The sequence below is a fragment of the Methylobacterium terrae genome (assembly GCF_003173755.1).
GTDB lineage: Bacteria > Pseudomonadota > Alphaproteobacteria > Rhizobiales > Beijerinckiaceae > Methylobacterium > Methylobacterium terrae.
In genome coordinates this window covers 5,095,133-5,120,533 of record NZ_CP029553.1, presented here as the reverse complement: position 1 = coordinate 5,120,533, position 25,401 = coordinate 5,095,133, and the positions used below count along the sequence as shown (strand labels likewise).

General features: G+C 73.1%; 25 protein-coding genes. 11 read left to right on the top strand and 14 right to left on the bottom strand.

All coding sequences use genetic code 11. The features are described 5' to 3' along the window. Nucleotides 1-41 precede the first annotated feature (41 nt). Both DK419_RS23690 and DK419_RS23685 read left to right on the top strand, forming a co-directional pair. Nucleotides 42-602 (top strand): isochorismatase family protein, encoded by a 561-nt coding sequence (locus DK419_RS23690; RefSeq protein ID WP_109961270.1) that lies wholly within the window; start codon nt 42-44, stop codon nt 600-602. Next, the gene (locus DK419_RS23685) at nt 599-1,585 is read left to right on the top strand and encodes a GlxA family transcriptional regulator (protein WP_109961269.1); all 987 of its coding nucleotides are present in this window, start codon (nt 599-601) and stop codon (nt 1,583-1,585) included. Before DK419_RS23690 ends, DK419_RS23685 begins: the two co-directional genes overlap by 4 nt. A 3-nt stretch (nt 1,586-1,588) precedes the next feature. Here the strand turns inward: DK419_RS23685 and DK419_RS23680 are convergent, their stop codons facing one another. Then, entirely contained in the window at nt 1,589-2,023 is a 435-nt protein-coding gene (locus tag DK419_RS23680; RefSeq protein WP_109961268.1) for a tellurite resistance TerB family protein, read from the bottom strand. A gap of 96 nt (nt 2,024-2,119) precedes the next feature. Beyond that, a complete protein-coding gene (locus DK419_RS23675; RefSeq protein ID WP_109962467.1) occupies nt 2,120-2,929 on the bottom strand; it encodes a formate/nitrite transporter family protein in 810 nt (269 codons plus the stop codon). Nucleotides 2,930-3,064: 135 nt separating this feature from the next. On the opposite strand from DK419_RS23675, the gene DK419_RS23670 reads away from it, so the two are divergent. Continuing rightward, complete coding sequence (locus DK419_RS23670) at nt 3,065-4,321, top strand: alpha-hydroxy acid oxidase (protein ID WP_162561378.1); 1,257 nt, start codon at nt 3,065-3,067, stop codon at nt 4,319-4,321. A 78-nt stretch (nt 4,322-4,399) separates the two neighbouring features. Here the strand turns inward: DK419_RS23670 and DK419_RS23665 are convergent, their stop codons facing one another. Further along, the gene (locus DK419_RS23665) at nt 4,400-4,585 is read right to left on the bottom strand and encodes a DUF3606 domain-containing protein (protein ID WP_109961266.1); all 186 of its coding nucleotides are present in this window, start codon (nt 4,583-4,585) and stop codon (nt 4,400-4,402) included. Nucleotides 4,586-4,791: 206 nt separating this feature from the next. Between DK419_RS23665 and DK419_RS23660 the strand changes: the two genes are divergently transcribed. From DK419_RS23660 to DK419_RS23645, 4 genes are all read left to right on the top strand, one after another. After that, on the top strand, nt 4,792-5,907 hold the full coding sequence (locus DK419_RS23660) for an asparaginase (RefSeq protein ID WP_109961265.1): 1,116 nt from the start codon (nt 4,792-4,794) through the stop codon (nt 5,905-5,907). A 306-nt stretch (nt 5,908-6,213) separates the two neighbouring features. Beyond that, nucleotides 6,214-6,972 carry an SDR family NAD(P)-dependent oxidoreductase gene (locus tag DK419_RS23655; RefSeq protein ID WP_109961264.1) on the top strand — a complete coding sequence of 253 codons (759 nt, stop codon included), beginning with the start codon at nt 6,214-6,216 and terminating at the stop codon, nt 6,970-6,972. Between the two features lie 12 nt (nt 6,973-6,984). After that, nucleotides 6,985-7,863, top strand: a complete 879-nt coding sequence (locus tag DK419_RS23650) for a beta-keto acid cleavage family enzyme (protein ID WP_109961263.1) — start codon at nt 6,985-6,987, stop codon at nt 7,861-7,863. A gap of 271 nt (nt 7,864-8,134) precedes the next feature. Next, the gene (locus tag DK419_RS23645) at nt 8,135-8,923 is read left to right on the top strand and encodes a lytic murein transglycosylase (RefSeq protein ID WP_109961262.1); all 789 of its coding nucleotides are present in this window, start codon (nt 8,135-8,137) and stop codon (nt 8,921-8,923) included. A 296-nt stretch (nt 8,924-9,219) separates the two neighbouring features. Here the strand turns inward: DK419_RS23645 and DK419_RS23640 are convergent, their stop codons facing one another. The 5 genes from DK419_RS23640 to DK419_RS23620 form a co-directional block, all read right to left on the bottom strand. Further along, nucleotides 9,220-10,371: a DUF2778 domain-containing protein gene (locus DK419_RS23640; protein ID WP_109961261.1), complete on the bottom strand. Its 1,152-nt coding sequence runs from the start codon at nt 10,369-10,371 to the stop codon at nt 9,220-9,222. Between the two features lie 307 nt (nt 10,372-10,678). Beyond that, the gene (gene glmS / locus DK419_RS23635) at nt 10,679-12,505 is read right to left on the bottom strand and encodes a glutamine--fructose-6-phosphate transaminase (isomerizing) (protein ID WP_109962466.1); all 1,827 of its coding nucleotides are present in this window, start codon (nt 12,503-12,505) and stop codon (nt 10,679-10,681) included. A 229-nt stretch (nt 12,506-12,734) separates the two neighbouring features. Next, entirely contained in the window at nt 12,735-13,289 is a 555-nt protein-coding gene (locus tag DK419_RS23630) for a fasciclin domain-containing protein (protein ID WP_109961260.1), read from the bottom strand. A gap of 125 nt (nt 13,290-13,414) precedes the next feature. Further along, nucleotides 13,415-13,951, bottom strand: a complete 537-nt coding sequence (locus DK419_RS23625) for an anti-sigma factor (protein WP_342587200.1) — start codon at nt 13,949-13,951, stop codon at nt 13,415-13,417. A gap of 172 nt (nt 13,952-14,123) precedes the next feature. Next, entirely contained in the window at nt 14,124-14,714 is a 591-nt protein-coding gene (locus DK419_RS23620; RefSeq protein WP_109961258.1) for a sigma-70 family RNA polymerase sigma factor, read from the bottom strand. A gap of 221 nt (nt 14,715-14,935) precedes the next feature. On the opposite strand from DK419_RS23620, the gene DK419_RS23615 reads away from it, so the two are divergent. Next, entirely contained in the window at nt 14,936-15,652 is a 717-nt protein-coding gene (locus tag DK419_RS23615) for a DUF2270 domain-containing protein (RefSeq protein WP_109961257.1), read from the top strand. Between the two features lie 123 nt (nt 15,653-15,775). On the opposite strand, the gene glmU is transcribed toward DK419_RS23615, so the two are convergent. Next, the gene (gene glmU / locus DK419_RS23610; protein WP_109961256.1) at nt 15,776-17,119 is read right to left on the bottom strand and encodes a bifunctional UDP-N-acetylglucosamine diphosphorylase/glucosamine-1-phosphate N-acetyltransferase GlmU; all 1,344 of its coding nucleotides are present in this window, start codon (nt 17,117-17,119) and stop codon (nt 15,776-15,778) included. Between the two features lie 269 nt (nt 17,120-17,388). Here glmU and DK419_RS23605 point away from each other — a divergent pair, with 269 nt between their 5' ends. The 3 genes from DK419_RS23605 to DK419_RS28825 are packed head-to-tail and all read left to right on the top strand — an operon-like array spanning nt 17,389 to nt 21,319. Further along, nucleotides 17,389-18,972 carry an OpgD/OpgG family glucan biosynthesis protein gene (locus DK419_RS23605; protein ID WP_109961255.1) on the top strand — a complete coding sequence of 528 codons (1,584 nt, stop codon included), beginning with the start codon at nt 17,389-17,391 and terminating at the stop codon, nt 18,970-18,972. Continuing rightward, nucleotides 18,948-21,134 (top strand): glucans biosynthesis glucosyltransferase MdoH, encoded by a 2,187-nt coding sequence (gene mdoH / locus DK419_RS23600; protein ID WP_109961254.1) that lies wholly within the window; start codon nt 18,948-18,950, stop codon nt 21,132-21,134. The genes DK419_RS23605 and mdoH overlap by 25 nt, the downstream gene beginning before the upstream one ends. A 47-nt stretch (nt 21,135-21,181) precedes the next feature. Beyond that, nucleotides 21,182-21,319 carry a hypothetical protein gene (locus DK419_RS28825; RefSeq protein ID WP_162561376.1) on the top strand — a complete coding sequence of 46 codons (138 nt, stop codon included), beginning with the start codon at nt 21,182-21,184 and terminating at the stop codon, nt 21,317-21,319. A gap of 280 nt (nt 21,320-21,599) precedes the next feature. On the opposite strand, the gene DK419_RS23595 is transcribed toward DK419_RS28825, so the two are convergent. From DK419_RS23595 to DK419_RS23575, 5 genes are all read right to left on the bottom strand, one after another. Then, a complete protein-coding gene (locus tag DK419_RS23595) occupies nt 21,600-22,820 on the bottom strand; it encodes a DUF2336 domain-containing protein (RefSeq protein WP_109961253.1) in 1,221 nt (406 codons plus the stop codon). Between the two features lie 35 nt (nt 22,821-22,855). Then, on the bottom strand, nt 22,856-23,884 hold the full coding sequence (locus DK419_RS23590; protein WP_109961252.1) for a lytic transglycosylase: 1,029 nt from the start codon (nt 23,882-23,884) through the stop codon (nt 22,856-22,858). Between the two features lie 120 nt (nt 23,885-24,004). Further along, nucleotides 24,005-24,334: a type II toxin-antitoxin system RelE/ParE family toxin gene (locus DK419_RS23585; protein ID WP_109961251.1), complete on the bottom strand. Its 330-nt coding sequence runs from the start codon at nt 24,332-24,334 to the stop codon at nt 24,005-24,007. Further along, nucleotides 24,327-24,611 carry a ribbon-helix-helix domain-containing protein gene (locus tag DK419_RS23580; RefSeq protein ID WP_109961250.1) on the bottom strand — a complete coding sequence of 95 codons (285 nt, stop codon included), beginning with the start codon at nt 24,609-24,611 and terminating at the stop codon, nt 24,327-24,329. Before DK419_RS23580 ends, DK419_RS23585 begins: the two co-directional genes overlap by 8 nt. Nucleotides 24,612-24,726: 115 nt before the next feature. Continuing rightward, nucleotides 24,727-25,353: a flavin reductase family protein gene (locus DK419_RS23575; RefSeq protein ID WP_109961249.1), complete on the bottom strand. Its 627-nt coding sequence runs from the start codon at nt 25,351-25,353 to the stop codon at nt 24,727-24,729. Nucleotides 25,354-25,401 lie beyond the last annotated feature (48 nt).

Here is a 25,401-nt window from a genome sequence, read left to right as displayed (position 1 = left end):
CGCCTATCCTGGCGCCGTCCCACCGCTTAAGGATCGCGCCCATGTCCGACACCGCCCTCCTCGTCATCGACGTCCAGGACTCCTTCCGCCACCGCCCCTACTGGGACGAGGCCGACCTGGCCCGCTACCTCGCCCGCCAGCAGGCGCTGATCGACGGCGCGGTGGCGCGAAACGTCCCCGTGGTGCAGGTCTTCCACGTCGAGGACGAGGGCGTGTTCTCCCTCGCCTCGGGCCATGTCCGCACCCTGGAGCCCGTGCGCATCGCCCCCGACGTGGTGTTCCACAAGCGGCGCCACAGCGCGCTGGTCGGCAGCGGGCTCGAGGTCTGGCTCACGCGGAACGGCATCCGGCGGCTCCTCGTCAGCGGGATCCGCACCGAGCAGTGCTGCGAGACCACGACCCGCCACGCCTCCGATCTCGGCTACGCGGTCGATTACGTCGGCGAGGCGACGCTGACCTTCGCGATGACGGACGCTGCCGGCCGGCGCTGGAGCGCCGACGAGATCCGGGCCCGCACCGAGCTGGTGCTCGCCGGGCGCTTCGCCCGCATCGCCACCGTCGAGGAGGCGCTGGCGGGGCCGGCCCCCCGCCTCGCCGCGTGAGCGCGCCGACGGACATCGCGGTCGTGGTGGTGTGCCCGCCGCGCACCCTGCTCCTCGACGTGGCCGGCCCGGTCGAGGTCCTGCGCAAGGCCAACCTGATCCAGGACCGGGTGCGGTTCCGCGTCGTCCACGTCGGTCCATGCGCGGAGGTGACGAGCTCGACCGGGCTCGGGCTCGCCGGCCTCGCACCCCTGCCCGCGCCGCTGCCGGAGGGGGCGACCGTGGTGCTCGCCGGCGCGGCGGAGCTGATCCTCGGGGATTCCTCTCCCCCGGGCGACGCCGAGCGCGACGCCGAGGAGGCGATCGTCGCCTGGCTGCGGGCGCAGGTTAGGCCGGGCCACCGCCTGGTCTCGATCTGCTCCGGCGCCCTGCTGGCGGCCCGGGCCGGGCTCCTCGACGGGCACGCCTGCACCACGCACCACGCGGCCTGCGCGGAGCTCGCCGCCCTCGCTCCGGCGGCCCGGGTGCTGGAGGACCGGCTGTTCGTCGAGGACCGGGAGCGCCTGACGAGTGCGGGCATCACCGCCGGCATCGACCTGATGCTCCACCTCGTCGCGCGCCTCGTCGACCCGGCCTGCGCGGCGGCGGTGGCGCGCTACCTCGTGGTGTACCTGCGTCGCAGCGGCCACGACCCGCAGCTCTCGCCCTGGCTCGAGGGGCGCAACCACCTGCACCCGGCGATCCACCGGGTGCAGGACGCGGTGAGCGCCGATCCGGCCCGGGCCTGGAGCCTGGAGGCGCTGGCCGACATCGCCGCCACCAGCCCGCGCCACCTCTCGCGCCTCTTCAACCGGCACGTGGGGATGAGCCTGCCGGCTTACGTCAACTCCCTCCGGGTGGCGCTCGCCCGCGATCTCCTGGCCCGGACCCGCCTCGACATGGAGCGCGTCGCCGAGCGGGCGGGCTTCGCCTCGCCGCGCCAGCTCAGGCGGGCGTGGTCGCGCCTGCACGACCGCCCCCCGAGCGCGCTCCGGGAGGGCTGAGGCTCACGACAGGAGCGCGTCCCGGTCGAGCCCGAGCGCCGTCGCCACCTCGGTCAGGGCCCGGTGCTCGGAGGGGCTGATTCCCTCGAAATCGGCGACGTCGGCGGCGATCAGGAAGACGCTCTGGCGCTGCTCCGCCGGGCGCTCGGCGATCGCCTCGATGAAGTGCATGTTCTGCATCCGCCCGGCCCGGGTTCGGGCACGCCCGATCCCGTCGTAGAGCTCCTCCTCGAGCATCAGGCTGTCGTAGCCCTTCTCGAGGATCGGGTCGGCGAGCATGCCCTTCAGCGCCGCCTCGAACTCCGCCCCCGCGACCTCGCCGTCGGCCACGATCACGTTGGCGCAGGCCGACACCGCGGCCCGCATCAGCGCCTCGTCGCCGGCATAGGCCGTCACCGTCTGCTTGAACCGGCCGAAGGCCGCCTGGACGAAGCTCATGGGTCTCCCTTCCGCGCATATCGCGTCGCGCCTGCCTACCAAGCGCGGGGGACCGAGAATATTGCGCGGCCGCCGCAGCGCAGCATGAAGTGACCGTCACAGTTCCTGGCGGACCTGGGCGTGGGCCAGGAGCGCGAACAGGCCGGTGCCGCCGACGACGTTCCCGATCAGCGCCGGCAGGATCATGCCGCCGAGGACGTCTCCGAGTGCGGCCTCGCCGGCCCAGAGCAGCAGGAAGGCTTCGGCGGCGCCCGCCACTACGTGAGTGAAGTCGCCGAGCACGATCGCGAAGGTGAGGGTGAAGACGATCCAGAACTCGCCCCCGCTCGACGCCGCCCGCAGCCACGCCACGGTGGCGATCAGGAAACCCGCCGGGATGCCCTGGAGCAGGAGCGACGAGGGCGCCTTGTGCATCAGGCTCTCGCGCGACACCGTCAGCATGGCGCCGAGGAGGTCCGGACTGACCAGGCGGCCGTGGACGTTGAGCGCGGCAGCCGCGGCGGTGCCGATCAGGTTCCCGAGGAGCACGATGCCCCAGAGGCGGGCGGTCCGGCCGAGCGCCCGCCCGCTCGGCCGGGTGGCGAGGGGCAGCACGGTCACGATCGTCTGCTCGGTGAAGAGCTGGAGCCGCCCGAGGATCACGACGAGGAAGCCCAGGGGATAGCCGAGCTGCGAGACCAGGGTGCGGGAGTCCATCCCGGCCGGCAGCTTGTGGTGCAGCGCCCCTTGCGCGATCACCGAGGCCATGATGGCGATGCCCGCCGCCACGCTCGACCAGAACAGGGAACCGGCGGGGCGCGACAGCTCCTCCTCGCCCTGCTTGCGCACCGCCTCGTGGACGATCGTGGCGCGCGGCGCCGAGCGTTCCTCGATCTCGCCGCGTTCCCCGTCGTCCCGCTCCGCCATCGGCCTGCCGCCCGCGCCGCCCGCGAGGGGCTGGACGCGGGTTCGACGCGCGGCATCTGCCGCCGTTCCATCCGGCGTGCGCCCCGTGCTACCCGTCAGCGGACCGGACGCGAGAACCGGCAAGGGAGGGCCATCGTGGACGCAGACGAGCGCCAGACCGGGCGGGCGATCGCCCACCGGCCGTCATCCGCGCTGACGCCGCCCCCGGCCGTGCCGGCGAAGGCCCCCGCCCCGACCCGGCTCGCCGCCCGCCTGCAGCGGGCCCACGCCGTCGCGGACCTGCGGGCCCAGGCCGCGCGCCGGCTGCCGCGGGCGGTGTTCGACTTCATCGACGGCGGCGCCGAGGACGAGCGCACGCTGCGCGACAACGTCGAGGCCTTCGACGCCTGGATGCTGATGCCGCGGGTGGGCATCGATGTCGGCACCCGCGACCTCTCCCGCTCGATCCTCGGCACCCGCTCGTCCCTGCCGCTGATGATGGCGCCGACGGGGCTCGCCGGCTTCTTCTGGCCGGACGGCGAGGTGGCGGGGGCGCGGGCCGCGGCGCGGGCCGGCATCCCCTACTGCCTGTCGACCAACTCGGTCGGCTCGATCGAGCACGTGGCGGAGGGCGCGCCGGAGGGCGAGCGCTGGTTCCAGCTCTACTTCCTGCGCGACCGGGACTGGATGCAGGCGCTGCTGAGCCGCGCCGCCGCCTCGCGCTACCGGGTGCTCTGCCTCACCGTCGATCTCGCGGTGCAGGGGCGGCGCGAGCGCGACCTGCGCAACGCCTTCACCATGCCGCTCAAGCCCCGCCTCTCGACCGCCCTCGACCTCGCCCGCCGCCCGGCCTGGCTCGCCGGGGCGGCGCGCTCGCGGCTCGGCTTCGGCAACTTCGAGACGGCGGGGGGTGGCTTCACCAGCGTCGCCCAGCACGTCGCCTCGCTGTTCGACCCGTCTGCGAACTGGGACGACATCGCGCGCATCCGCGACCGGTGGCGCGGCCCGATGGCGCTGAAGGGACTGCTGCACCCGGCCGACGCCGAGCGGGCGCTGGCGCTCGGGATCGAGGCGGTGATCGTCTCCAACCACGGCGGCCGTCAGCTCGACGACGTGCCGGCGGCGATCGAGGCCCTGCCGGACGTCGCCGCGGCGGTGGCGGGCCGGGCCGAGATCATCCTCGACGGCGGCGTGCGCCGCGGCACCGACGTGATCAAGGCGCTCGCGCTCGGCGCCACCGCCTGCAGCCTGGGGCGCCCGTTCCTGTGGGGATTGTCGGCCGGCGGCGGCGAGGGCGTCTCCCGGGTCGTCGAGATCTTCCGCAACGAGATCGACAACGCCATGACCCTGCTCGGGACGCCGACCCTCGACGCCATCACCCCCGACCACGTCCGGGCGCGGCGCGGCCGGTGAGCCGCCGGAACGAAGAAGGGCGCCGCGTGCCTGTCGTGGCCCGCGGCGCCTGGTGTCGGGTTTCGATCTGTGCCGAGGTCAGGCCGCCTGGCGCCCGAGATGCGCCGCGACGGTGGTGACCCGCGAGCCGACCATCTTCACGGCGTCGCGCAACTCGTCGCCGCTGACCCCGAAATGTCCGGCCCAGTAGGCCCGGTCGTCGGGGCAATGGATGTCGATGTGCTGCGAGAAGCGCGGCTTGAGAATGTCCTGGGTGACGGACATGAGGATTTCCTGGGTGTGGGGCTGACCAGTAACCGCTGGCGCGGGACGCTGTGCGTCACGTATCCAGAGAACGCTCGATTCCGGGAAAAGTTGCCGGGTCGTCATCCGGATCGCTGCGGCCGGATCGCTGCGGCATCGGGTGGCGGGAATCGGCCGAGGCTGGTACGCGCTCAGGGCTCCCGATCCCCGTTTCCAAGGATCCGACCATGCGCCGTCCCGGCCTCACCGTCCTGCCCGCCCTCGCGGCCCTGATGCTCGCGGGATCGCCGCTCGCCGGCGCCGCGCTCGCCCGCGAGATGCCCACCACCGCGACGACCGCGCCGGCTTCCGCCCGCAAGGCCAACGTGGTGATCCTCGCCACCGGCGGCACCATCGCGGGCGCGGGCGCCGATGCCAGCAACAGCGCGACCTACCAGGCCGCCAAGGTGCCGGTGGACAAGCTGATCGCCGCCGTGCCGTCCCTGGGCGAGCTGGCGAACGTGCGCGGCGAGCAGGTGTTCCAGATCGCCTCCGAGAGCTTCACCAACGCGCAACTGGTGCAGCTCGCCAAGCGCGTCTCGGCGCTCCTGAAGCAGGACGACGTCGACGGCGTGGTGATCACCCACGGCACCGACACCCTGGAGGAGACCGCGCTCTTCCTCGACCTCGTGGTGAGGAGCGACAAGCCGATCGTGGTCGTCGGCTCGATGCGGCCCTCGACCGCGCTCTCGGCCGACGGCGCGCTGAACCTCGCCGACGCGGTCGCCACCGCGGCGAGCCCGGCCTCGAAGGGCAAGGGCGTGCTCGTGACGATGAACGACGAGATCCAGGCCGGGCGCGACGTGACGAAGCGCGTCAACATCAAGCCGAGCGCCTTCACCAGCCAGTGGGGCCCGCTCGGCATGGTGGTCGAGGGCAAGACCTACTGGTTCCGCGCCCCCGTGAAGCGCCACGGCGCGACCTCCGAGTTCGACATCGACGCGATCGACACCCTGCCGGAGGTCGCGATCGTCTACGGCTCGGGCAACATGAACCCGGCCGCCTACACCGCCGCCGTGCAGGGCGGCGCCAAGGCGATCGTGCATGCCGGCACCGGCAACGGCTCGGTGGCGGGCTACGCCGTCGACACGCTCAAGGACCTGCGCGCCAAGGGCACGGTGATCATCCGCTCCTCGCGCGTCGGCGACGGCTTCGTGCTGCGCAACGCCGAGCAGCCGGACGACCAGTACGACTGGGTCGTGGCCCACGACCTCAACCCGCAGAAGGCCAAGATCCTGGCCGCGGTCGCCCTGACGAAGACCAGCGACACCAAGGAGCTGCAGCGGATCTTCTGGGAGTATTGAGGATCGGCTCGATTCGGGCCATCCGATACGTTGACAACTCACAGGGTCGTGCCGGGGCTCGCCGCAGGCGAGAACCCGGCATGACGACGGCATGGGTCGATTCGGTCGGTCCGACCAAACGGGCTCTGAGATTCTTCGCGAGACGCGGTCGGCGCGGAGAGAGTCCCCCGACCCTCGATCATGGCACGCCGCCCGCCGCCGTCGAGGCCCGCGCCAGCGCACCACCGATGCGCGCGCCAAGCTGGACAAGCCCGCCCGGTCCGGCCACTCTTCCGCGAAACAACATTTCGCAGGGTGGAAACGTCAATGATCAAAGCGGATCTGGGCGGGCGTCGCGTGCTCGTCACCGGCGGCGCCTCGGGAATCGGGCTCGCCGCCGTCACGCTGTTCGCGGGGTGCGGTGCCGACGTCGTGCTCAACCACCTCGCCGAGGATGCCCGGGGGCCGGAGGCCGCCGCGCGGCTCTCGGCCGAGGGGCTGAAGGTCCGGGCGCTGCCCGGCACCGTCTCCGTACCGGGCGAGGCGGAGGGCATGGTGGCGCGCGCGATCGACGCGCTCGGCGGCCTCGACATCCTCATCAACAATGCCGGCACCCCGGCCTCGACGGTGCCGATCGACTTCGCCGACCTCGATGCGATGACCGAGGAGTTCTGGCAGACGATCCTCGCGACGAACCTGATCGGTCCCTACCGCTGCGCCCGCGCGGCGGCACCGGCCTTGCGCCAGGCCAAGGGCGCCATCGTCAACACCGCGTCCGTCGCAGGCCTCGGGCGGCGCGGCTCCAGCATCGCCTACTCGGCGAGCAAGGCGGGGCTCGTGAACCTCACCCGCAGCCTCGCCCGGGCGCTCGCCCCGGACGTGCGGGTGAACGCCGTGGCGCCGGGCCTCGTCGAGACGCCGTGGACCGCGACCTGGCCGGCCGAGCGCAAGGCCGAATCCGTCGCGCGCACCCTGCTCGCCCGCATGGCGAGACCTGAGGACATCGCCGAGGCGATGCTGTTCCTCGCCGCCGGCGCCGCCTACGTCACCGGCGAGACCCTGGTGGTCGACGGCGGCATGCTCTGAAGGGAGGGATCCATGTCTCGCAAGACCGTCGTCACCTGCGCCCTGACCGGCTCGTTCGATACCCCGTCCAAGAATCCGGCCGTGCCGGTGAGCCCGCAGGCCATCGCGCAATCGGCCCTCGAGGCCGCGAGCGCCGGCGCTGCCGTGGTTCACATCCACGTCCGCGATCCGCGGACGGCGAAGCCCAGCATGGAGCTCGCGCTCTACCGCGAGGTGGTGGAGCGCATCCGCGAGAAGAACGCGGACGTCATCCTCAACCTCACCACCGGCGCCGGCGGGCGCTACGTCGCGGGCGATCCCGACCCGGCGGTGGCGGGGCCCGGCACCACCCTCGCCTCGCCCGAGGCGCGCACCCGCCACGTCACGGCGCTCCGGCCCGAGGTCTGCACCCTCGACGTCGCGACGATGAATTTCGGCGAGCACGCCTTCATGAACACGCCCGCCCACCTGCGGGCGATGGCGGCGCTGATCCGCGAGGCCGGGGCGAAGCCCGAGATCGAGGTGTTCGACCTCGGCCAGATCGAACTCGCCCGCCACCTCCTGGCGGAGGGGCACCTCGATTCGCCGCCGCTGTTCCAGATCTGCCTCGGCATCCCGTGGGGCGCGCCGGCGACGCCCGAGACCCTGCTGCAGATGCGCGACCGACTGCCCAAGGACGCGGCGTGGTCGGCCTTCGGCATCTCCCGGGCCGAGTTCCCGATGGTCGCGCTCGCCGCCACCGCCGGCGGCCACGTCCGGGTCGGGCTCGAGGACAACCTCTACCTGTCCCGCGGGGAACTCGCGCCGAGCAACGCGGCCCTCGTCGAGAAGGCCGTGAGCCTGCTCGCCCATCTCGACTGCGCCGCGGCGAGCCCCGCCGAGGCGCGGGGGATCTTCGGGCTGGCCGCCTGACGTATCCGGAACACCCGCACCGTGGGCGTGGCCTTCCGGCCACGCCCACCGACTTTCGTTCCTGACCCTCCGTCCGCAGCCCTACATCCCTCCCGACGATGCCAGCCCCGTCTTCACCCGGAAGGCGAGGATCGGGCGAGTTGCAATCCCGCCGTAAAGATTCCGCAGACGGCCGGGAGTGTAGCCTCGCCCGTCGGGCAGGCATGGATTGCCGGTCATTGCGAGCCGCGACGTCCGAGGTCTGCGGCGCGGCTCCGAGGGAGTGTGTGGGATGACGAAGAGCGGTTACGGCCGGGCCCTGATCGCCGCGGGCCTCGCGGTGCTGGCCGGCGGCGCGCAGGCCGCGCAATGCGGCAACTCGGCCGCCGGGTTCGAGTCCTGGAAGCAGGAATTCGCCGACGAGGCCCGCGGGCGCGCCAGCCCGGCCGCCCTCCAGGCCCTGGCCGGCACCTCCTACTCCTCCGCCACCATCGCGGCGGACCGGGGCCAGCGGAGCTTCAAGCTCTCCCTCGACCAGTTCATGGCCAAGCGCGGCGCCTCGGCGATCATCGCCCGCGGCCGGGCGATGAAGCGCTCGCAAGCCGCCCTGTTCGATTCGATCGAGCAGCGCTACGGCGTGCCCCCCGGCCCGCTCCTCGCGATCTGGGGCATGGAGACCGGGTTCGGCGCCGTGAAGGGCAACGTCAACACCCTGTCGGCGGTGGCGACGCTGGCCTACGATTGCCGCCGCTCGGCCTTCTTCACCGACCAGCTCTACGCTGCCCTTGCCCTGGTCGATCGCGGCATCCTGACGGCGAATACCCGCGGCGCGGCCCACGGCGAGGTCGGCCACACCCAGTTCCTGCCGAAGAACGTGCTGAACTACGGCACCGGCGGCAGCCTCGACAACGCCTCGGTGGCGCTGAACTCGACCGCGAACTTCCTCAAGGCCCATGGCTGGCGCGCCGGCGCCGGCTACCAGCCCGGCGAGCCGAATTTCGGCGCGATCCAGGGCTGGAACGCCGCCTCGGTCTACCAGCGCGCCATCGCGATCATCGGCGCCAAGATCGACGGGGAGTAATACCGCCGCGCCTTCGAACGGATCCGTTCGAAGGCGCTGGCCAAGCCCGAACGGGCGTCGGCGCTCATGCGCCGGACGCCTTGGCATCGACGTGTCGATGCCAAGGCGCGAGGGTATGAATCGACGGCGAGTGAGCGGGATCTGGGCGGATCGTCCTCCGGGAGGGCGCATCGTCCCGCATCTCGAAAGACTGCTCGACGGTCTCGAAACCCGCGTGGTCGTTCCGGGCTCCGCTCTCGCGGTCCCGGAACGACGCGGAGGGTCGGCTATCATCGAGAGCTTGCCGAGCGACGCTGTCACCCCCGCGTCGCGCGGTCCGACGGACCGCCCCGCCCGATCCGCGGCAGGTCGCTGGCGCCGGCGCCCGGCACCACGACGAGGCGGCGCACCTCGCCGCGCAGGAAGGCCTGCAGGAAGCGGTCGTAGTTGCGGAACGAGACGCAGCCGTTCGAGGCGCCGCTCGGGCCCAGCATGTAGGTGTGGGCCAGCAGCCCGACCCGGTTGTGGATCGCGCCGCTGCCGCCGACCGGGTTGAGCCGGATCGCCCGCACGCCGTGGAACAGGGCCTCGCGCTCGGTGAGGTCGTAGGTGCCCGGCGGCGTCGCGCCGCGCATCTTCAGGTGGACGTTGCGGGGATCGTCCATGTGCGGCCCGAGGCCCGAATGCGCCTCGAGCGACTCGCCGCTCGGCAGGGTCACGGTGCGGGCGCTGATGTCGTAGACCGCGATGCCGGGACTGGCGCTCAGGCGCGGCCGCGGGCTCGGATCGAGGCCGCCCGGCGCCGCGTAGGCGAGGGTCTGGCTCGGTGCGCTCCCGCCGCTTCCCCCGAAGATCCGGTCGAACAGCGACGGCTCCTCCGGGAGCGCGGCCTTGAACACGCTCTGGGTCGAGGCCATGGCCTGGACCGGCCGCCGGGGTGCGCGGGTCGCGAGCACCGTCGGGGTCGGTCGCAGCTCGGGCGGGCGCGGCACCGGCAGGGGTACGACGGCGAGGGGTGTCGTCTCGGAAGGCGTCGTCTCCGGAGCGGTGGCGACCGGGCCGGCGATCGGCCCCGCTCTCGGAGGCACCAGGGCGGCCGGCGCGGCCTCGGCGAGGCGCAGGGTCTCGGCGGGCGTCGGGATGGGAACCGGGAGTGCGGCGACGATGGCGGCCTCGGCGCGCGGCAGGCCCGCCGTCTCCCGGATGAAGCCGGCGGCATCGGTCCCGAGGGCCGCCCGGGGCGAGAGCATCCATCCGAGTTCGGCCGGGGTGACGGCGGCCTGGCGCATCGCCGGGGCGGGCTTGGCCGGCCCGGCGAGCAGCGGATGCGCCTCCTCCCGCGGCACCAGGCCGGCGGCGGCCCCGATGCCGCCCAGCACGGCGGCGATGCCGAGGAGCCGCCGGTTGCGGCGGCGGCGACGGAGGGAGCCCGGGGCGAGGCGACCGGACGAATACGCGACGAGGTCCATGCGGTCTGTACTCGATGGCTTGTCCCGCACGGACCCGCCCGGCCGGCCGCCGGCGCGAGGGCGCGCGGCGGGCCGGCGAGTTCGGCCGTTTAGGAAAGGATCAACCTTAAGCCTTCGTATTGAAGGGCTTCTTGGTTAATCCCGGCTAAATGACATCGAGCGAATCGGAAGAATTCGTGGCGTCCTGATGGCGGGCGGTCCGAGGCCGCGCGCCGCGGCTCGGACCCCTCTCTTCGCGAGAACGCGCCGCCCCATGGCCCGGGACGGCGCGCCCTCCTCGCGTGACACGCTGGCCGCGAGCCGACGGTCACTCCACGGTGACGGATTTTGCGAGGTTTCTCGGCTGGTCGACATCTTTTCCGAGCGCCACGGCGGTGTGGTAGGCGAGCAGCTGCACCGGCACCGCGTAGACGATCGGGGCGACGACCGGATCGAGGTCCGGCATCATCAGGGTGGCGAGCGTGTCGAGCCCGGCGGCGGCGGCGCCGCGCGCGTCGCCGATCAGCACGATCCGGCCGCCGCGGGCCGCCACCTCCTGCATGTTCGAGACGGTCTTCTCGAACGTCGCGTCGTGGGGGGCGATCACCACCACCGGCACCGCGTCGTCGATGAGCGCGATCGGCCCGTGCTTCAGCTCCCCCGCCGCGTAGCCCTCGGCGTGGATGTAGGAGATCTCCTTGAGCTTCAGCGCGCCCTCGAGCGCCATCGGGTAGGCGGTCCCGCGGCCGAGATACAGCACGTCGCGCGCCTTGGCGATCTCGCGGGACAGGATCTCGATCTCCTCCTCGCGCTTCAACGCCTCGGCCATCAGGCCCGGCACCGTGATCAGCGCGTCGACGAGGCGCTTCTCCGCCGCCTCGTCGAGCGTGCCCCGCGCCCGGCCCGCCGCCAGCGCCAGGCAGAGCAGCACGGTCAGCTGGCACGAGAACGCCTTGGTCGAGGCGACGCCGATCTCGGGGCCGGCCAGCGTCGGCACCACCGCCGAGGCCTCGCGGGCGATGGTCGAGGTCGGCACGTTGACCACCGCCAGCGTGTGCTGCCCCTGCGCCTTGGCGTAGCGCAGCGAGGCCAGGGTGTCGGCGGTCTCGCCCGATTGCGAGATGACGAGCGTCAGCCCGCCCTTCTCCAGCGGCGGCTCGCGGTAGCGGGTCTCGGAGGCGACGTCGATCTCGACCGGCAGCCGGGCCAGCGTCTCGAACCAGTACTTGGCGACGAGGCCGGCATAGTAGGCGGTGCCGCAGGCGGTGATCGAGAGGCGGTTGAGCGTCGCGAAGTCGAAGGGCAAGGCCTCCGGCAGGGCGACCCGGCCGGCGGCGAGGTCGACGTAGTGGGCGAAGGTGCGGCCGACCACCTCGGGCTGCTCGTAGATCTCCTTTGCCATGAAGTGCCGGTAGTTGCCCTTGTCGACCAGGAAGGCCTGCGTGGCGATCCTCTGGCGCGGGCGGGCGACGACGTGGCCGGCGGCGTCCCGGATCTCGGCGCCGTCGCGGGTCAGGATGGTCCAGTCGCCCTCCTCGAGATAGGTGATCTCGTCGGTGAAGGGGGCGAGCGCGAGCGCGTCCGAGCCGAGATAGGTCTCGCCGTCGCCGAAGCCGACCGCGAGCGGCGCGCCGTGGCGGGCGCCGATCAGGAAGTCCTCCTCGCCGGCGAACAGGAAGGCGAGCGCGAAGGCGCCGCGCAGGCGCGGCAGGGCCGCCTCGACGGCCGAGACGGGGCCGAGGCCGCCGCGCATCAGGTGGCTGACGAGCTGGGCCACGACCTCGGTGTCGGTCTCGGTCTCGAACACGCAGCCCTGGGCCTGCAGCTCGGCCTTGAGCTCGCGGAAGTTCTCGATGATGCCGTTATGCACCACCGCCAGGCGCTCGGTGGCGTGCGGGTGGGCGTTGGTCTCGTTCGGCCGGCCGTGCGTCGCCCAGCGGGTGTGACCGATGCCGATGGCGCCGGCGAGCGGGCTCTGCAGCAGCTTGAGCTGCAGGTTCGACAGCTTGCCCTCGGCGCGCCGGCGCTCGAGACGGCCGGATTCCAGGGTGGCGATGCCCGCCGAATCGTAGCCGCGGTACTCAAGCCGCCGCAACGCGTCAACCACCTGTCCCGCCACCGCATTCCGGCCGACGATCCCAACGATCCCGCACATGTTCACCGCCTCACGTCTCGCCCGCCGAGTGTCCCACCGCGGGTCGTCCCGGCCCTTATGCGCAGCATTGCGGCAGGATTCCTGCCGCAATGCACCTGCCGCGCTCGAGTGCCCTCTAGCGAACCGGCCGGCATCCCGGCGAATCAACTTGCGTAACGGTGTGTGACGGCCAAGGTTTACGGCCGAGGGTTGAGGAGCCGGGCGGGTTCCCGCCCGGCCGCCGCGCCGGTCAGGGCATCAGCACGGTGTCGATGACGTGGATGACGCCGTTCGACTGCATCACGTTGCCGATCGTCACCCGGGCTGTATTGCCCTTGTCGTCGGCCACGAACAGCCGCTTGCCCTTCTGCATCACCGTCAGGTTGTCGCCCTCGACGGTCTTCAGCTCGGCCTGGCCGCCGCCCCTCTTCACCAGCCCCATCAGGTCCTTGGCCGTGTAGGTGCCGGGCACGACGTGGTAGGTCAGGATCTTGGTGAGCGTCGGCTTGTTCTGCGGCTGCACCAGCGACTCGACCGTGCCGGCCGGCAGCTTGGCGAAGGCGGCGTTGGTCGGAGCGAACACCGTGAACGGGCCGGGGCCGGCCAGGGTGTCGACGAGGCCGGCGGCCTTCACGGCGGCGACCAGGGTGGTGTGGTCCTTCGAGTTGACCGCGTTCTCGACGATCGACTTCGAGGCGTACATCGGCGCGCCGCCGACCATGGGGTTCTTCGCCTGGGCGGCACCGCCCGCCGTCGCGAGCGCCAGGGCGAGGATGAGGGTGCGGGCGTGATTCCGGATCGTCATGGGGTGTCGTCCCGTCTCTCGTGTCGGCCCCGCTCTCGTCGGGGTCGGGGGCCGGTACGGAGGGCCGGACGGGAAAGTTTCGGGACGCCTGCGATTTTTTCGTGCGCCTGCGATTCTTCTCGCGCCTATTCGCGCACCAGGCGGCCGCTATAGACCGCCGGCCCCGTCGGTGCGCCCGAGGGCGAGCCGCCCGGCGGCTCCACGGTGACGGCGAGGCTCGCGCCGTCGAGGAGCGCGCGGTCGCCGGCCGGCAAGGGCAGCCGGGTGCCGGCCGCACTCTGCACGAGACCGAGCGAGCGGGGCGCGCCGGAGGCCGGCACCACCCAGAGCTCCAGGCTGCGCTCGCGCGGAGCCTCGGCGGCGAGCGCCCGGACCTGGACCGTGCCGGCCCGCGGATCGACCCGCACCACGAGCGCCGGCAGCTCGCCGCCCCGGTTCACCACCGCGAGGTACTGCGCCGGATCGGGCCGGGGAGCGAGGCGCTCGACGGCGATGAACAGGGCGAGGCCGGCGGCCAGCGCCCCCGCGGCGTAAGCGGCCCGGCGCCAGCGCCGGAGCGCCGGGCGCAGATCGACGACCGGCGCGGCCGCCCGGGGCGTCTCGCCCGGCAGGCGGGCGGCGATGCCCGCCCAGGCGCCGGGCGGCGGGGCCGCCTCCGGCACGGCCCCGGCCAGGGGAGCGAGGCGCGCCTCCCAGGCGCGCTCGGCCGCCCGCAGGGCCGGGGAGCCGGCGCGATCGCGCCGGTAGGCCTCGCGCTCGGCGGCGCTCAGGGTGCCCAGGACGTATTCGGCCGCCCGCAGGTCGGTCTCGCCGGGGGGATCTCGTCGGGAGTGCTCATGCGGCGGCGTCCAGGCAGCCGCGCAGCGATGCGAGCCCGCGATGCAGCCAGGTCTTCACGGTGTTGACCGGCCGGTCGTAGCGCAGGGCCAGCTCCTCCCGCGACAGGCCCTCGCAATAGGCCAGGACCACGCAGTCGCGCTGCGCCGGCTCCAGCCGGTTGAGGCAGGCGAGGAGCGCGTCGCGGTCCAGGAACGCGGCCTCGCTGTCGCGCGGGTCGGCGATGCGGGCGATCCAGTCCTCCTCGTCGTCCGTGGCCGGCATCGGCACCTCACCCTTCCGGCGCACCAGATCGATGGCGCGGTGGCGCGCGATCGCGGCGAGCCAGGCCATCGGCCGTCCCGCCTCCGGAGCGTAGCCCGCCGCGCGCTGCCAGACCCGCAGGTAGGCGTCCTGCAGCACGTCCTCGGCCGTGCCCCGGTCGCGGACGATACGCAGGATCAGGCCGAAAAGTTTCGGGGCGGTGCGGTCGTAGAGGGCGCGCAGCGCGTCCTGGCGGCCTCCGGCCACCTGCGCGATCAGCGCGGCCAGGTCGGTCGCCTCGCGATCGGGCGGGGGCTGGTGGGGACGATCCTCGACGCGCACCATGGCTCGCATTCCTGGGCGGCGCGCGGGCACGCCCCTCGCTTCCCGCCATAGATCAATCGCGCGCGAAGGACCACCGCGCGCGAAGGGTCTTCAGCTCGGTTGTCCAGCCCGGCCATCTCGGCCCGGCGGCAACGCGATCCTTCGGTCCGGCCGGATTCTGCGCCATGATGCCGGCGGCCGCGCCCGGGTGACGAAGAGGCGCGGCCGGAGGGAGGCCCGCCATGATCGCCGCGCCGACGGAGGCCACCGCGCCGCTGCCGATGCCGAGGACACCCGCCGAGACGATCACGGTGCTGGCCCATTACCACCGGGCCGAGATCGCCCGCATGGCCGGCTGGCGCGACCGGATCGACCGCACCACCAACTGGGCGATCACCGTGATCGCCGCGATGCTGTCGGTCTCGCTCTCGACCCCGACCGCGCATCACGGCGTGCTCCTGTTCTGCATGCTGCTGGTGCTGCTGCTCCTCGGCATCGAGGCCAGGCGCTACCGCTTCTTCGACGTCTACCGCACCCGGGTGCGCCAGCTCGAGCGGCACTACTACGCGGAGGTGTTCCACGCGGGAGGGTCCGCCTCGGGCAGCGCCGGAGATCCGGCCTGGACGCGGCTGCTCGCCGAGGATCTTCGCCGCCCGACCTTCCACATCAGCCTGCGTGAGGCGTTCGGCCGGCGGCTGCGGCGCAATTACGGCTGGATGTTCGCGATCCTGCTGCTCGCCTGGGTGCTGAAGATCACCTCCGCCCGCCTCCAGGACGCGGGCGCGCCGGGCGCCGGGGAGACGGTGCACGGCATCCCCGAGATCCTGGCCGGGGCCGGCCTCGGGCCGCTGCCGGGCTGGCTCGTGCTCGCGGCCGTGGCCTCGTTCTACGTCTGGCTCCTGGCGGCCGCCCTGCGCGCGCGCCGCCGCGACGAGGGCGACGGCGCGGTGCACGTGTGATACCGCCGCGCCTTCGAACGGACCCGTTCCAAGGCGCTGGCTAAGCCCGAATGGGCGTCGGCGCCCATGCGCCGGACGCCTTGGCACCGACGTGTCGATGCCAAGGCGCGAGGGTATGAGGCGCTACCTCTTCGTCGGCTTCGCCCACGCGGTCTTCACCACCTGCCGGCCGCGGCCGATCGCCAGCGAGCCGGGCGGCACGTCGTCGGTGATGACCGAGCCGGAGCCCACGAAGGCGCCCTCCCCGACCGTCACCGGCGCGACGAGCGCCGAGTTCGAGCCGACGAAGGCCCCGGCGCCGATCACCGTGCGGTGCTTGTTCACGCCGTCGTAATTGCAGGTGATGGTGCCCGCACCGAGATTGGCCCCCGCCCCGACCTCGGCATCGCCGACGTAGGACAGGTGGTTGACCTTGGCGCCGGCCCGGATCGCGGCGTTCTTCACCTCGACGAAGTTGCCGATGCGCGCGCCCGGCTCCAGTACCGCGCCGGGCCGCAGGCGGGCATAGGGCCCGATCTGGGCGCCGGCTGCGAGGCGCGCCTGCTCCAGGTGCGAGAAGGCGTGGACCGTGCAGCCGTCGCCGACGACGACGCCGGGGCCGAACACCACGTGGGGCTCGACCACCACGTCGCGGCCGAGCGCGGTGTCGTGGCTGAGGAACACCGTTTCGGGGGCGATCAGGGTCGCGCCGGCGAGCATCGCGCGCCGGCGAAGCGCGGCCTGCACCGAGGCCTCGGCGGTGCTGAGCTGCACCCGGTCGTTGACGCCCTGCGCCTCGGCCTCGGCCACCGGCACCACCGCGACCCGGTGCCCATCGGCGACCGCGAGCGCCACCGCGTCGGGCAGGTAGTACTCGCCGGCCGCGTTGGCGTTGCCGATCCGCTCCAGCAGGCCGAGGGCGAGGGGCCCCGACAGGGCCATCAGGCCGGCATTGCACAGGGTGACGCGGCGCTCGGCCTCGCTGGCGTCCTTCTCCTCGCGGATCGCCGTGACCCGGCCGTCCTCGACCAGCACGCGGCCGTAGCCGGCGGGGTTCTCCGCCTCGAAGGCCAGCACCGCCACGGCCGCGCCCTCGGCCAGCGGCGCGCGCAGGCGGGCATAGGTCTCAGGGCTGATCAGCGGCGTATCGCCGAAGGCCACCACGACGTCGTCGGCGCCCTGCGCCAGCGCCCGGCGGGCCGCCAGCACCGCGTGGGCGGTGCCGAGGCGCTCCTCCTGGGGGTAGGTCTCGGCGCCCGGGACATCCGCCACCACCCGGGCGACGTCGTCGCGGCCGGGCTCGACCACCACGGCGAGGCGCCCGGCGCCTGCCTCCGCCACGGCGGCGAGCACGTGGGCGAGCATCGGCCGGCCGGCGATCGGGTGGAGCACCTTCGGCAGGTCGGAGCGCATCCGCGTGCCCTTGCCGGCGGCGAGCACGACGGCGAGGAGGGAGCGGGCCCCGGCGGGCTTCGGTATCGAGGTCATCGGCGGCCTTTGGTTCTGGCGGGGCTGGGCGTTGGCGGGATTGTCCGTCGGCGTCCCGACCGTCTAGCCGATCGCTCCGTCAGAACAAGCGCCCGCAGAACAAGCGCCCGCGGAACAGGCGCCCGCGGAACAGGCGCCGGAGCGTGCCACCCCTGTCGGGGCGCGCTTCCCCTGCGGGGCAAGCTTCGCGATTCTTAACCCCCGGTTCAGCCCGGATCGTGGTAAACGGCCGGCGCTCCCTCGAATCCGGACCGGTACGACTTCCCCTGATGACCCAAAGCCCGACTGCCCCGCCCTCCCGCACAGCCCTCGACCGACGCGCGGTGCTGGCGCTCGCCGGCGGTCTGGCCGTGACCTCCGCGGCGGGTGCGCAGCCGACGGAGCCGGCGCCGCTGTCGGACGGCCAGCGCTTCGATCCCGGCCAGGTGGTCGAGCTCGCCCGCGCGCTCGCGAAGAAGCCCTACGCCGCGCCGGCGGCCGACCTGCCCGAGCCGTTCAACAACATCACCTACGAGCAGTATATCGGCGTGCGGGCGCAAGCCCAGGCGCTGCTCTGGGCCGGCGAGGGCCGCGGCTTCGTGGTCGAGCCGCTGCACCGCGGCTTCGTCTTCACCACGCCGGTGGCGCTGCACGCCGTCGAGGACGGGGTGGTGCGCCGCATCGCCTACGACCGCAACCGCTTCACCTTCGGCAAGCTGAAGGCCCCGGACGAGGGCCGCGACCTCGGCTTCTCGGGCTTCCGGCTCTACGCGAGCTTCAACGGCGCGCAGCCCTCCGATTGCGCGATCTTCCAGGGCGCCTCGTTCTTCCGCGCGCTCGCCGCGGGCCAGAGCTACGGCGTCACCGCCCGCGCGCTGACGCTCAAGCCGGCCGAGGCCAGGGGCGAGGAGTTCCCGCTGTTTCGCGCCTTCTGGCTCGAGCGGCCGGGGGCCGGCACCGGGCAGATCGTGATCCACGCGCTGGTCGATTCCGAATCCGCCACCGCGGCGCTCCGCATGACCCTGCGCCCGGGCGAGGCGACCATCGTCGACGTCGAGGCGACGCTCTGCCCGCGCACCAATCTGGAGCATGTCGGCATCGCCGGCATGACCGGCGCCTACCTGTTCGGCCCGACCGACCGCCGCGGCGTCGACGACGCCCGGCCCGCCGCCCACGAGGTCGACGGCCTGCAGATCCGCAACGGCTGGGGCGAGGCGATCTGGCGCCCGGTGCAGAACCCCGAGACGCTGCAGATCTCCGCCTTCATGGACGAGAACCCGAAGGGCTTCGGGCTGGTCCAGCGCGCCCGTGCCTACGGCGACTACCAGGACGACGTGCAGCGCTGGGAGAAGCGCCCGAGCCTGTGGATCGAGCCGCTGGGCAGCTGGGGCCCGGGCGTGCCGCAGCACGGCTGGGGCGCCGGCGCGGTGCAGCTGATCGAGATCCCGAGCGAGTCCGAGGTCAACGAGAACGTCCTGGCCTACTGGCGCCCGAAGGAGCCGCTCGCCAAGGAGACCGCCTTCAGCTACCGCCAGTTCTGGTGCTGGGCGGTGCCTGGCGCGCCGCCGCTCGCCGTCTGCTCCGGCACCCGGATCGGCAAGGGCACCAACGGCAAACGCCGGCTGTTCCTCGTCGACTTCACCGGCGAGGCGCCCTTCGCCGAGGGGATCGACCCCAACACGCTCCAGATCGCGCTCCACACCGCCCCCGGCAGCATTACCCGCCAGCGCGTCTACCCGTACCCGGAGCGCAAGACCGTGCGGGCGGTGTTCGAGCTCGATCCCGGCAACGACACCGCCTGCGAGCTGCGCCTGGTCGTCAAGGCCGGCGACAAACCCGTCAGTGAGACATGGCTGTACCGGTGGACCCCGTGACCTTCGCCCCACACCCCGACACGCACCGTCTCGACCCCCTGCGCCGCGAAGCCCCCACCCTCGCGGTCGCGCCGGCGGTGCCGCCGGAATCGCCCCTCGCCATGCCGGTGCAGGACCTGCGGCAATGGTCGGAGGACGACGCGCACGAGGTGCCGGACCGCCGGGCACCCTGGGGCGCCCGCGCCTTCGTGTTCGGCGGGGCTGCGCTGCTCACCGCCTACGGGGCGGTGCAGATGTACGAGGTCGTGTCGGTCGCCGGCTCGACCACCTGGCTGCAGTGGCTCCTGCTGGCGCTGTTCACCCTCAACTTCTCGTGGATCGCGCTCGCCTTCACCTCGGGGCTGCTCGGCTTCCTGGCGCTCATGCGCCGGCGCCGGCCTGACGCGTTTCAGGGTCCCCTCACCACCCGCACCGCCGTGGTGATGCCGGTCTACAACGAGGCGACCGCCCGCACCTTCGCGGCGGTCGAGGCGATCCGCGACTCGATCGAGGCCACGGGCGAGGGCACCGCCTTCGACTACTGGATCCTGTCGGATTCGACCCAGGCCGATGCCTGGATCGCCGAGGAGCGGGCCTACCTCGCCCTGCGCGCGCGCCTCGGCGAGGAGGCGCGCCTGTATTACCGCCACCGGCAGAAGAACCACCACCGCAAGGCCGGCAACATCGCCGATTTCGTCACCCGCTGGGGCGGCCACTACGACCACATGCTGGTCCTCGACGCCGACAGCCTGATGAGCGGCGATTGCGTGGTCACGCTCGCCCGCGCGATGGAGGCGGACCCGGATTCCGGCATCATCCAGTCGCTGCCGCTGATCATCAACCGCAACACCCTGTTCGCCCGGGTGCAGCAATTCGCGGCGCGGATCTACGGCCCCGTCATCGCCACCGGCCTCGCCCTGTGGTCGGGCCGCGACGGCAATTACTGGGGCCACAACGCGATCATCCGCACGCGGGCCTTCGCCGACCATTGCGGCCTGCCCGACCTCTCCGGCAAGCCGCCCTTCGGCGGCCACGTGCTCAGCCACGACTTCGTCGAGGCGGCGCTGATCCGGCGTGCCGGCTGGAGCGTCACCATGCTCCCCGAGCTCCAGGGCTCCTACGAGGAGAGCCCGCCCTCGCTCATCGACGTCGCGATCCGCGACCGGCGCTGGGCGCAAGGAAACCTGCAGCACAGCCGCATCATAGGCACGGCGGGCCTCAAGCTCGCCTCGCGCCAGCACTTCGCCACCGGCATCGCCGGCTACCTCGCCTCGCCGCTCTGGGCGGCGCAGCTCGTGGTCGGCATCGCGCTCGCCCTCCAGACCGCCTACATCCGGCCGGAATACTTCTCGACGGAGTTTCGCCTCTACCCGGTCTGGCCGCGCTTCGACCCCGTCCGCGCGCTCCAGCTCTTCGGGATCACCATGGCGATCCTGCTCGCCCCGAAGCTGTTCGGCCTGATCCTCGGCCTCCTCGACGGCCGGGTGCGCCGGGCGAGCGGCGGCGGCGTCCGCCTCGTGCTCTCGGCCCTGATCGAGACGCTGCTCTCGGCGCTGATCGCCCCGATCGCGATGCTGGTCCAGTCCGGCTCGGTGATCCAGATCCTGCTCCGGCGCGACGCCGGCTGGAACCCGCAGCGGCGCGACGACGGCTCGATCCCGTTCTCGGACATCGTGCGGCGCCACCGCTGGCACACCATCCTGGGGGTGGTGGCCGGCGTGTCGGCCTTCGCCATCGCGACCTCGCTGTTCCTGTGGATGTCGCCGACGATCCTCGGCCTCGTCCTGGCGATCCCGATCTCGTGGGCGAGCGGGCAGCTCTTCCTCGGCCTCGCCCTCAAGCGCGCCGGCCTGCTGATGACGCCCGAGGAGCGCGAGCCCCCGGCGATCGCGACCGCCGCGAGGGCGATCGAGGCCCGCAACGCGGCGCTTGCCTACGACGACGCCGACGGCCTGCGGGCGCTGCACGCCGATCCCGGCCTCCAGGCCGGCCACCTCGCCTTCCTGCCCCCGGCCGAGCGCCGGCCCCGCGGCGCGCCCCAGCCCGACCACGTCATGGCCCAGGCCAAGGTGGTCGAGGCGGAGACCATCGACGAGGCGGCGGCCTGGCTGAACCCGAAGGAGAAGATGGTGCTGCTGCACGACCGGGCATTGCTCGATCGGCTGGTGCGGCTCGGGGGGTAGGCCTTTTTCGGACCTGCCCGATCGTCGCGCCGGGCGGTTCGCCCTCCATGGGCGTCCGGATCCGGGCGCAGATCGGGCGGGAGGCGCCGATCCCGTGCCTCCTCGCCGGGGCGAACGCGGAGCCGGACGACGACGCGGCCCCGTTCGCCGCCCTCGCGCCCCGCGTCGGCCTCGCTGCCGCCTGAAGCACCGGTCGGGGCCCGATCGCAAGGTCCCGGCGTCACCGCACGGCCGAGAGCGCCAGGATCATCCAGTCTTCGGCGCGACGATGTTTGCCGCATCCGGCTTGCGGGCCGGATGTGAGCCATCGTAATCTTGGGTCCTCAACGATTCGGGAGGCCCTGATGAGCGTCACCGCCCATTTCATCCCGCCGATCTACCCCCAGGCCGTCATCGTCTCGCTGGCCGGCTATCTCGCCGCGGCGGTGATGTGCGCCGACCGTCGGGCGGCTCCGCGCTAGCGGGTCAGGCCGCGAGCCGCAGGCGGTCCTGGCGGTAGCTCTCCATCAGCGCGGCCGGGATCGTGTCCAGCACCGCTTCCACCGCGGCCTCGCTCGCGAGCGCGCGGGCGAGGACCCGGGCCTCGTCGCGGGCCGCCTCGGCATCGAAGCGGTTGAGCAGGGCGACGATGGCGTGGGCATCCGCGAAGGGCAGGCGCTCGCAGGCGGTCACCGCCCGCTCGATCATCCGCCGCGACAGGCCGCCGCTGCCGCTCTCGGCGAGACCGGCCTCCTCCTCGTGCCAGGCGGACATCGCCGCCGCGAAGGCGGGCTCGAGGGCGGGCGGCAGGCCCGCCCGGCGGTAGAGCGCCGCGAGGCCGCTGCCGCGCGGATCGTGCAGCAAGCCCGCCACCCGCGCGGGCGGCAGGCCGGAGAGGTCGGCGAGCGCCGCCTCCGTGAAGGCCATCCGGCCCGACAGCATCGCCCGCAGGATCAGCCCCGGGGTGAGCTGGCCGGCCTCGCGCAGGTAGGCGACGAGGCGGCGCAGGTCGGCCTTGTCCGAGCCTTCCGCGAGACCCAGGGTGGTGCGCTCGCGCGCCTCCCGGGTCACCCGCTCGCTGCGCTCGCGCGAGAGCCAGCCGCAGCCGCTCACGAAGGCCGCGAGCGCGCCGGCGAGGCGCGCGGTCACCGCCTGGCGCACGTCGAGCGGCAGGTCGGGCCGGGCGAGCAGCGCCTCGCGCAGGCGCGCGTCGTCGCCGTGGCGCTCGACGATCCGCATCAGGCTGCCGCGGGTGACCTGCGCGCCCGGATTGGCGGCGAGCGCCCGCAGGGCCGCGGGCCCGGCGATCTCTGCGAGCGCCCCGCACAGCATCGCCGAGAGGTGCGGCCGTCCCGCGATGGCGATCCGGCCGGCCTCGTCGCCGACGGCGGCGCAATCGACGAGGTCGGCATCCGACAGGACGGGCGAGCGCGCCAGAACCAGCCCGGCGATCTCCGGCTGGTCCTGGGACAGCGCCACCACCAGGGTGCGGGGCGCCTCCGCGGCGTTGGCGCAGGCCTCGGCGAGCGCCCGGCGGACCAGCGGGGACGGGTCGTCGAGGAGCGCCGTGATCGCGGTCTTCGCCTCCCAGCGCGCCGCCGGGTCGAGGTTGGCGTAGAGGTAGGCCCGGGCGAGCGACGAGGCGGCTTCCGCCCGTCGCCCGGCGGATTCGTGCTGCGTCCAGAGCAGGAACTGGCGGATGATCATCGGCGCGGCTCCGTGACGGGGTTCGGGCGGGGGCTTCAGGATTCGATCGAGGGCGATGCGAGGGCGGCGCGGTTGCGCCCGCCGCCGTATTCCCGCGGGCGCAGCGGCGGCAGGGGCGCCCCGTCCGGGAAGGCGTCCGGCCGCGCGGCCGGGACGGTGACGGCGGGAACGGGGACGGCGGGGGCCGCCGCGGAGGCGACCACCGGGCCGTCGTTCGAGCGCGGGAAGTAGGTCGGGGCGGTGCCGCCGCCGCCGCGGCCGCCCCAGAGGCGGGCGACGCTGTCGGAGACCGGGCCCCTTCGGGCGTCGGTCTGGAACAGCGTGCGCAGGCCGCTGCCGGCCTCCGGCGCGTAGGCCATCGGCCCCGTCGCCGGCGCGGTCGTGGGGGCGGCCGCCGCCGCGGGGACGCCCGGGCTGGTGCCGAGCACGGCGTAGAGTTCGGAGGCGCTCCGGGCCCGGCCGCCGCGGTCGTAGAACAGGCCGCGATTGCCGGAGGCCGCCTCCGGCAGGTCGGCGGCGGCGGAGCGTCCGGGGGCGCTCTCGGCGGCGCGGATCAGGGTCAGCGCGCCGCGCACGCCGAGGAGGTGGGCGGCGTAGAGGTCGGCCCGGTTCGGCTCGCGGCCGAGCGCCTCCGAGAGGGCGTCGGCGTTGCGCCGGGTCAGCGCGCCGGCCATCGCCGAGGCGACCTCGGGGTCGCGGCGCAGGTCGAGGATCGCCTGCCGGGCCGCCGGGTCGCTCACCGTGTAGCCGCCGGACGAGCGGGCCGTGATGGCGTCGGCGTAGGAACCGAGCCCGAGGGACGGCCCGTCCTGCTTCATCACCCCGAGCCACGTCTGCTCGATGAACTGGAACAGGCCCGTGGCCGAGGAGGTGCCGGCCTTGGCGCCCGGGTTCAGGCTCGATTCGCGCTGGGCGGTGGAGAGCAGGTAGTCGAAGGCGGCGCCGGTCTTCTCGGCGCCCTGGCGGATCGCGTCGATGACCGGGTTGCCCGAGGCGGCGCGCCCGGCGCCCGAAGCCCCCGTGCTGGCAGTTCCCTGCGTCGGCGTGCTGGTGAACAGGAACATGGCGGCCCGGTGGAGCGGCGCCGCGACGCGCGGGCCGGCTCTCTCATCGGCCCGAGGATGTGGGGTTATGGTAAAGGAAGGTTGAAGCGGAGCCGGGTGGAAGCGTCCTGTCGGGGTACCCTATGCCTCGTCGTCCGGCCCCTCGCCGCGATAGAGAGCCTCGAAATCGCGTCCGCCGTAGAACACGTTGGTGATCCGCACGAAATTCGGCTCGACGCGATAGGCGATCACGGCCGTGTGCTCGAACGGCACCGTCCGCAGGCCGGGTTCGAGATCGTCCCGCAGTCGTCCGCCGCGCGGCGCATCGCCGATGCGCTCACATCGGTTCCTGATCCGCTGCACGAAGCCTCTCGCGGTTGTCAGGTTGCGGCTGGCGACTAGAACGACCCGGAAGATGTCTGCGAGATCAGCCAGAGCTTCCGGTTGTAGCTCGACGCGCATTCTACGCACGCCGGAAATCCTTCTCGGCTTCGGCGAACAGCTCTTCCAGATGGGCGTCGACTTGCTCAAGGGTCAACGAGGGCCGAGGATCGTCCAGCGAGCGACGGATGCGGGCGCGAATCGCATCCAGGCGCTCGGCATCCTCCCGGCGCCGGCGTTGCCAGAGCCGCACCGCGTCGCGCAGCACTTCGCTGGTCGAGGCATACTCGCCCGCCGCGACGCTCTCGCGCACCGCGCGAAGCTGTTCGGACGTCATCGTGATGCTGATCTTCTCGGCGGCCTGCATGGATGAGCCCTCTGCCTTCGTCGGTGCCGACGGTAGCATGAAATCCCACTACGAGCACCGCCGCCGATCCGGCAGCCTCGCCCCGCGCCGCCTCCGGCGACGCGAGGCGCCTCCCCTACCGCCTCGGCACGTCGCCCCCGCCGGCCGGCCGGCGCATCTCGAAGCGGTTCTCGGGCTCGACCGTGAAGTAGTCGAAGTAGCCGCCGCGCATGATCGGCCGCATCGCCCCGGTATCGACCCGGCCCTCCGGCGTGACGAAGCGGTCGTCGATGTACATCGACACGACCTGGCCGATCACCATGAAGTAGGCCGCCTCGCCGCCCCCGGCCGGGACGAGCGGGATGGTCTGCAGCCACCGGCATTCGAGGGCGGCCGGCGCATCGGCCACGCGGGGCGGGCGGACCTTGCGCGAGGGCGCGGTGGCGAGGTGGGCGAAGTCGAATTCGCTCTCGCCGCGCGGCAGCGGCGCCGAGGATTGGTTCATGCCCTCCCGGGTGTCGAAGGTGGCGAGGCTGCAGACGAACTCGCCCCCCTCCTCCGCGAAGGTGAGCGCGTCCTTGCGGCCGAAGGACGAGAACATCACCATCTCGGGGTTGTCGCCGACGCCGTTGAAGAACGAGTACGGCGACAGGTTGAGCGCACCCGCGCGGCTCAGCGCGCTCACCCAGCCGATCGGGCGCGGCGCCACCAGGGCCTTGAACGGGTTGTGCGGCAGGGTGCGGGTCTCGGCGTCGTAATGCATCGGCGGCCCCGGGATGCTCTGGAAACGGCGGCCCGTCGATCCGGGCCG

Bases quoted from the DNA above. Each gene is read 5' to 3' on its own strand.
- DK419_RS23690 (WP_109961270.1), top strand. From the start codon at position 42: ATGTCCGACACCGCCCTCCTCGTCATCGACGTCCAGGACTCCTTCCGC.
- DK419_RS23680 (WP_109961268.1), bottom strand. From the start codon at position 2,023: ATGAGCTTCGTCCAGGCGGCCTTCGGCCGGTTCAAGCAGACGGTGACG.
- DK419_RS23675 (WP_109962467.1), bottom strand. From the start codon at position 2,929: ATGGCGGAGCGGGACGACGGGGAACGCGGCGAGATCGAGGAACGCTCG.
- DK419_RS23665 (WP_109961266.1), bottom strand. From the start codon at position 4,585: ATGTCCGTCACCCAGGACATTCTCAAGCCGCGCTTCTCGCAGCACATC.
- DK419_RS23660 (WP_109961265.1), top strand. From the start codon at position 4,792: ATGCGCCGTCCCGGCCTCACCGTCCTGCCCGCCCTCGCGGCCCTGATG.
- DK419_RS23655 (WP_109961264.1), top strand. From the start codon at position 6,214: ATGATCAAAGCGGATCTGGGCGGGCGTCGCGTGCTCGTCACCGGCGGC.
- DK419_RS23650 (WP_109961263.1), top strand. From the start codon at position 6,985: ATGTCTCGCAAGACCGTCGTCACCTGCGCCCTGACCGGCTCGTTCGAT.
- DK419_RS23645 (WP_109961262.1), top strand. From the start codon at position 8,135: ATGACGAAGAGCGGTTACGGCCGGGCCCTGATCGCCGCGGGCCTCGCG.
- DK419_RS23640 (WP_109961261.1), bottom strand. From the start codon at position 10,371: ATGGACCTCGTCGCGTATTCGTCCGGTCGCCTCGCCCCGGGCTCCCTC.
- glmS (WP_109962466.1), bottom strand. From the start codon at position 12,505: ATGTGCGGGATCGTTGGGATCGTCGGCCGGAATGCGGTGGCGGGACAG.
- DK419_RS23630 (WP_109961260.1), bottom strand. From the start codon at position 13,289: ATGACGATCCGGAATCACGCCCGCACCCTCATCCTCGCCCTGGCGCTC.
- DK419_RS23620 (WP_109961258.1), bottom strand. From the start codon at position 14,714: ATGGTGCGCGTCGAGGATCGTCCCCACCAGCCCCCGCCCGATCGCGAG.
- DK419_RS23615 (WP_109961257.1), top strand. From the start codon at position 14,936: ATGATCGCCGCGCCGACGGAGGCCACCGCGCCGCTGCCGATGCCGAGG.
- glmU (WP_109961256.1), bottom strand. From the start codon at position 17,119: ATGACCTCGATACCGAAGCCCGCCGGGGCCCGCTCCCTCCTCGCCGTC.
- DK419_RS23605 (WP_109961255.1), top strand. From the start codon at position 17,389: ATGACCCAAAGCCCGACTGCCCCGCCCTCCCGCACAGCCCTCGACCGA.
- mdoH (WP_109961254.1), top strand. From the start codon at position 18,948: ATGGCTGTACCGGTGGACCCCGTGACCTTCGCCCCACACCCCGACACG.
- DK419_RS28825 (WP_162561376.1), top strand. From the start codon at position 21,182: ATGGGCGTCCGGATCCGGGCGCAGATCGGGCGGGAGGCGCCGATCCCG.
- DK419_RS23595 (WP_109961253.1), bottom strand. From the start codon at position 22,820: ATGATCATCCGCCAGTTCCTGCTCTGGACGCAGCACGAATCCGCCGGG.
- DK419_RS23590 (WP_109961252.1), bottom strand. From the start codon at position 23,884: ATGTTCCTGTTCACCAGCACGCCGACGCAGGGAACTGCCAGCACGGGG.
- DK419_RS23580 (WP_109961250.1), bottom strand. From the start codon at position 24,611: ATGCAGGCCGCCGAGAAGATCAGCATCACGATGACGTCCGAACAGCTT.
- DK419_RS23575 (WP_109961249.1), bottom strand. From the start codon at position 25,353: ATGCATTACGACGCCGAGACCCGCACCCTGCCGCACAACCCGTTCAAG.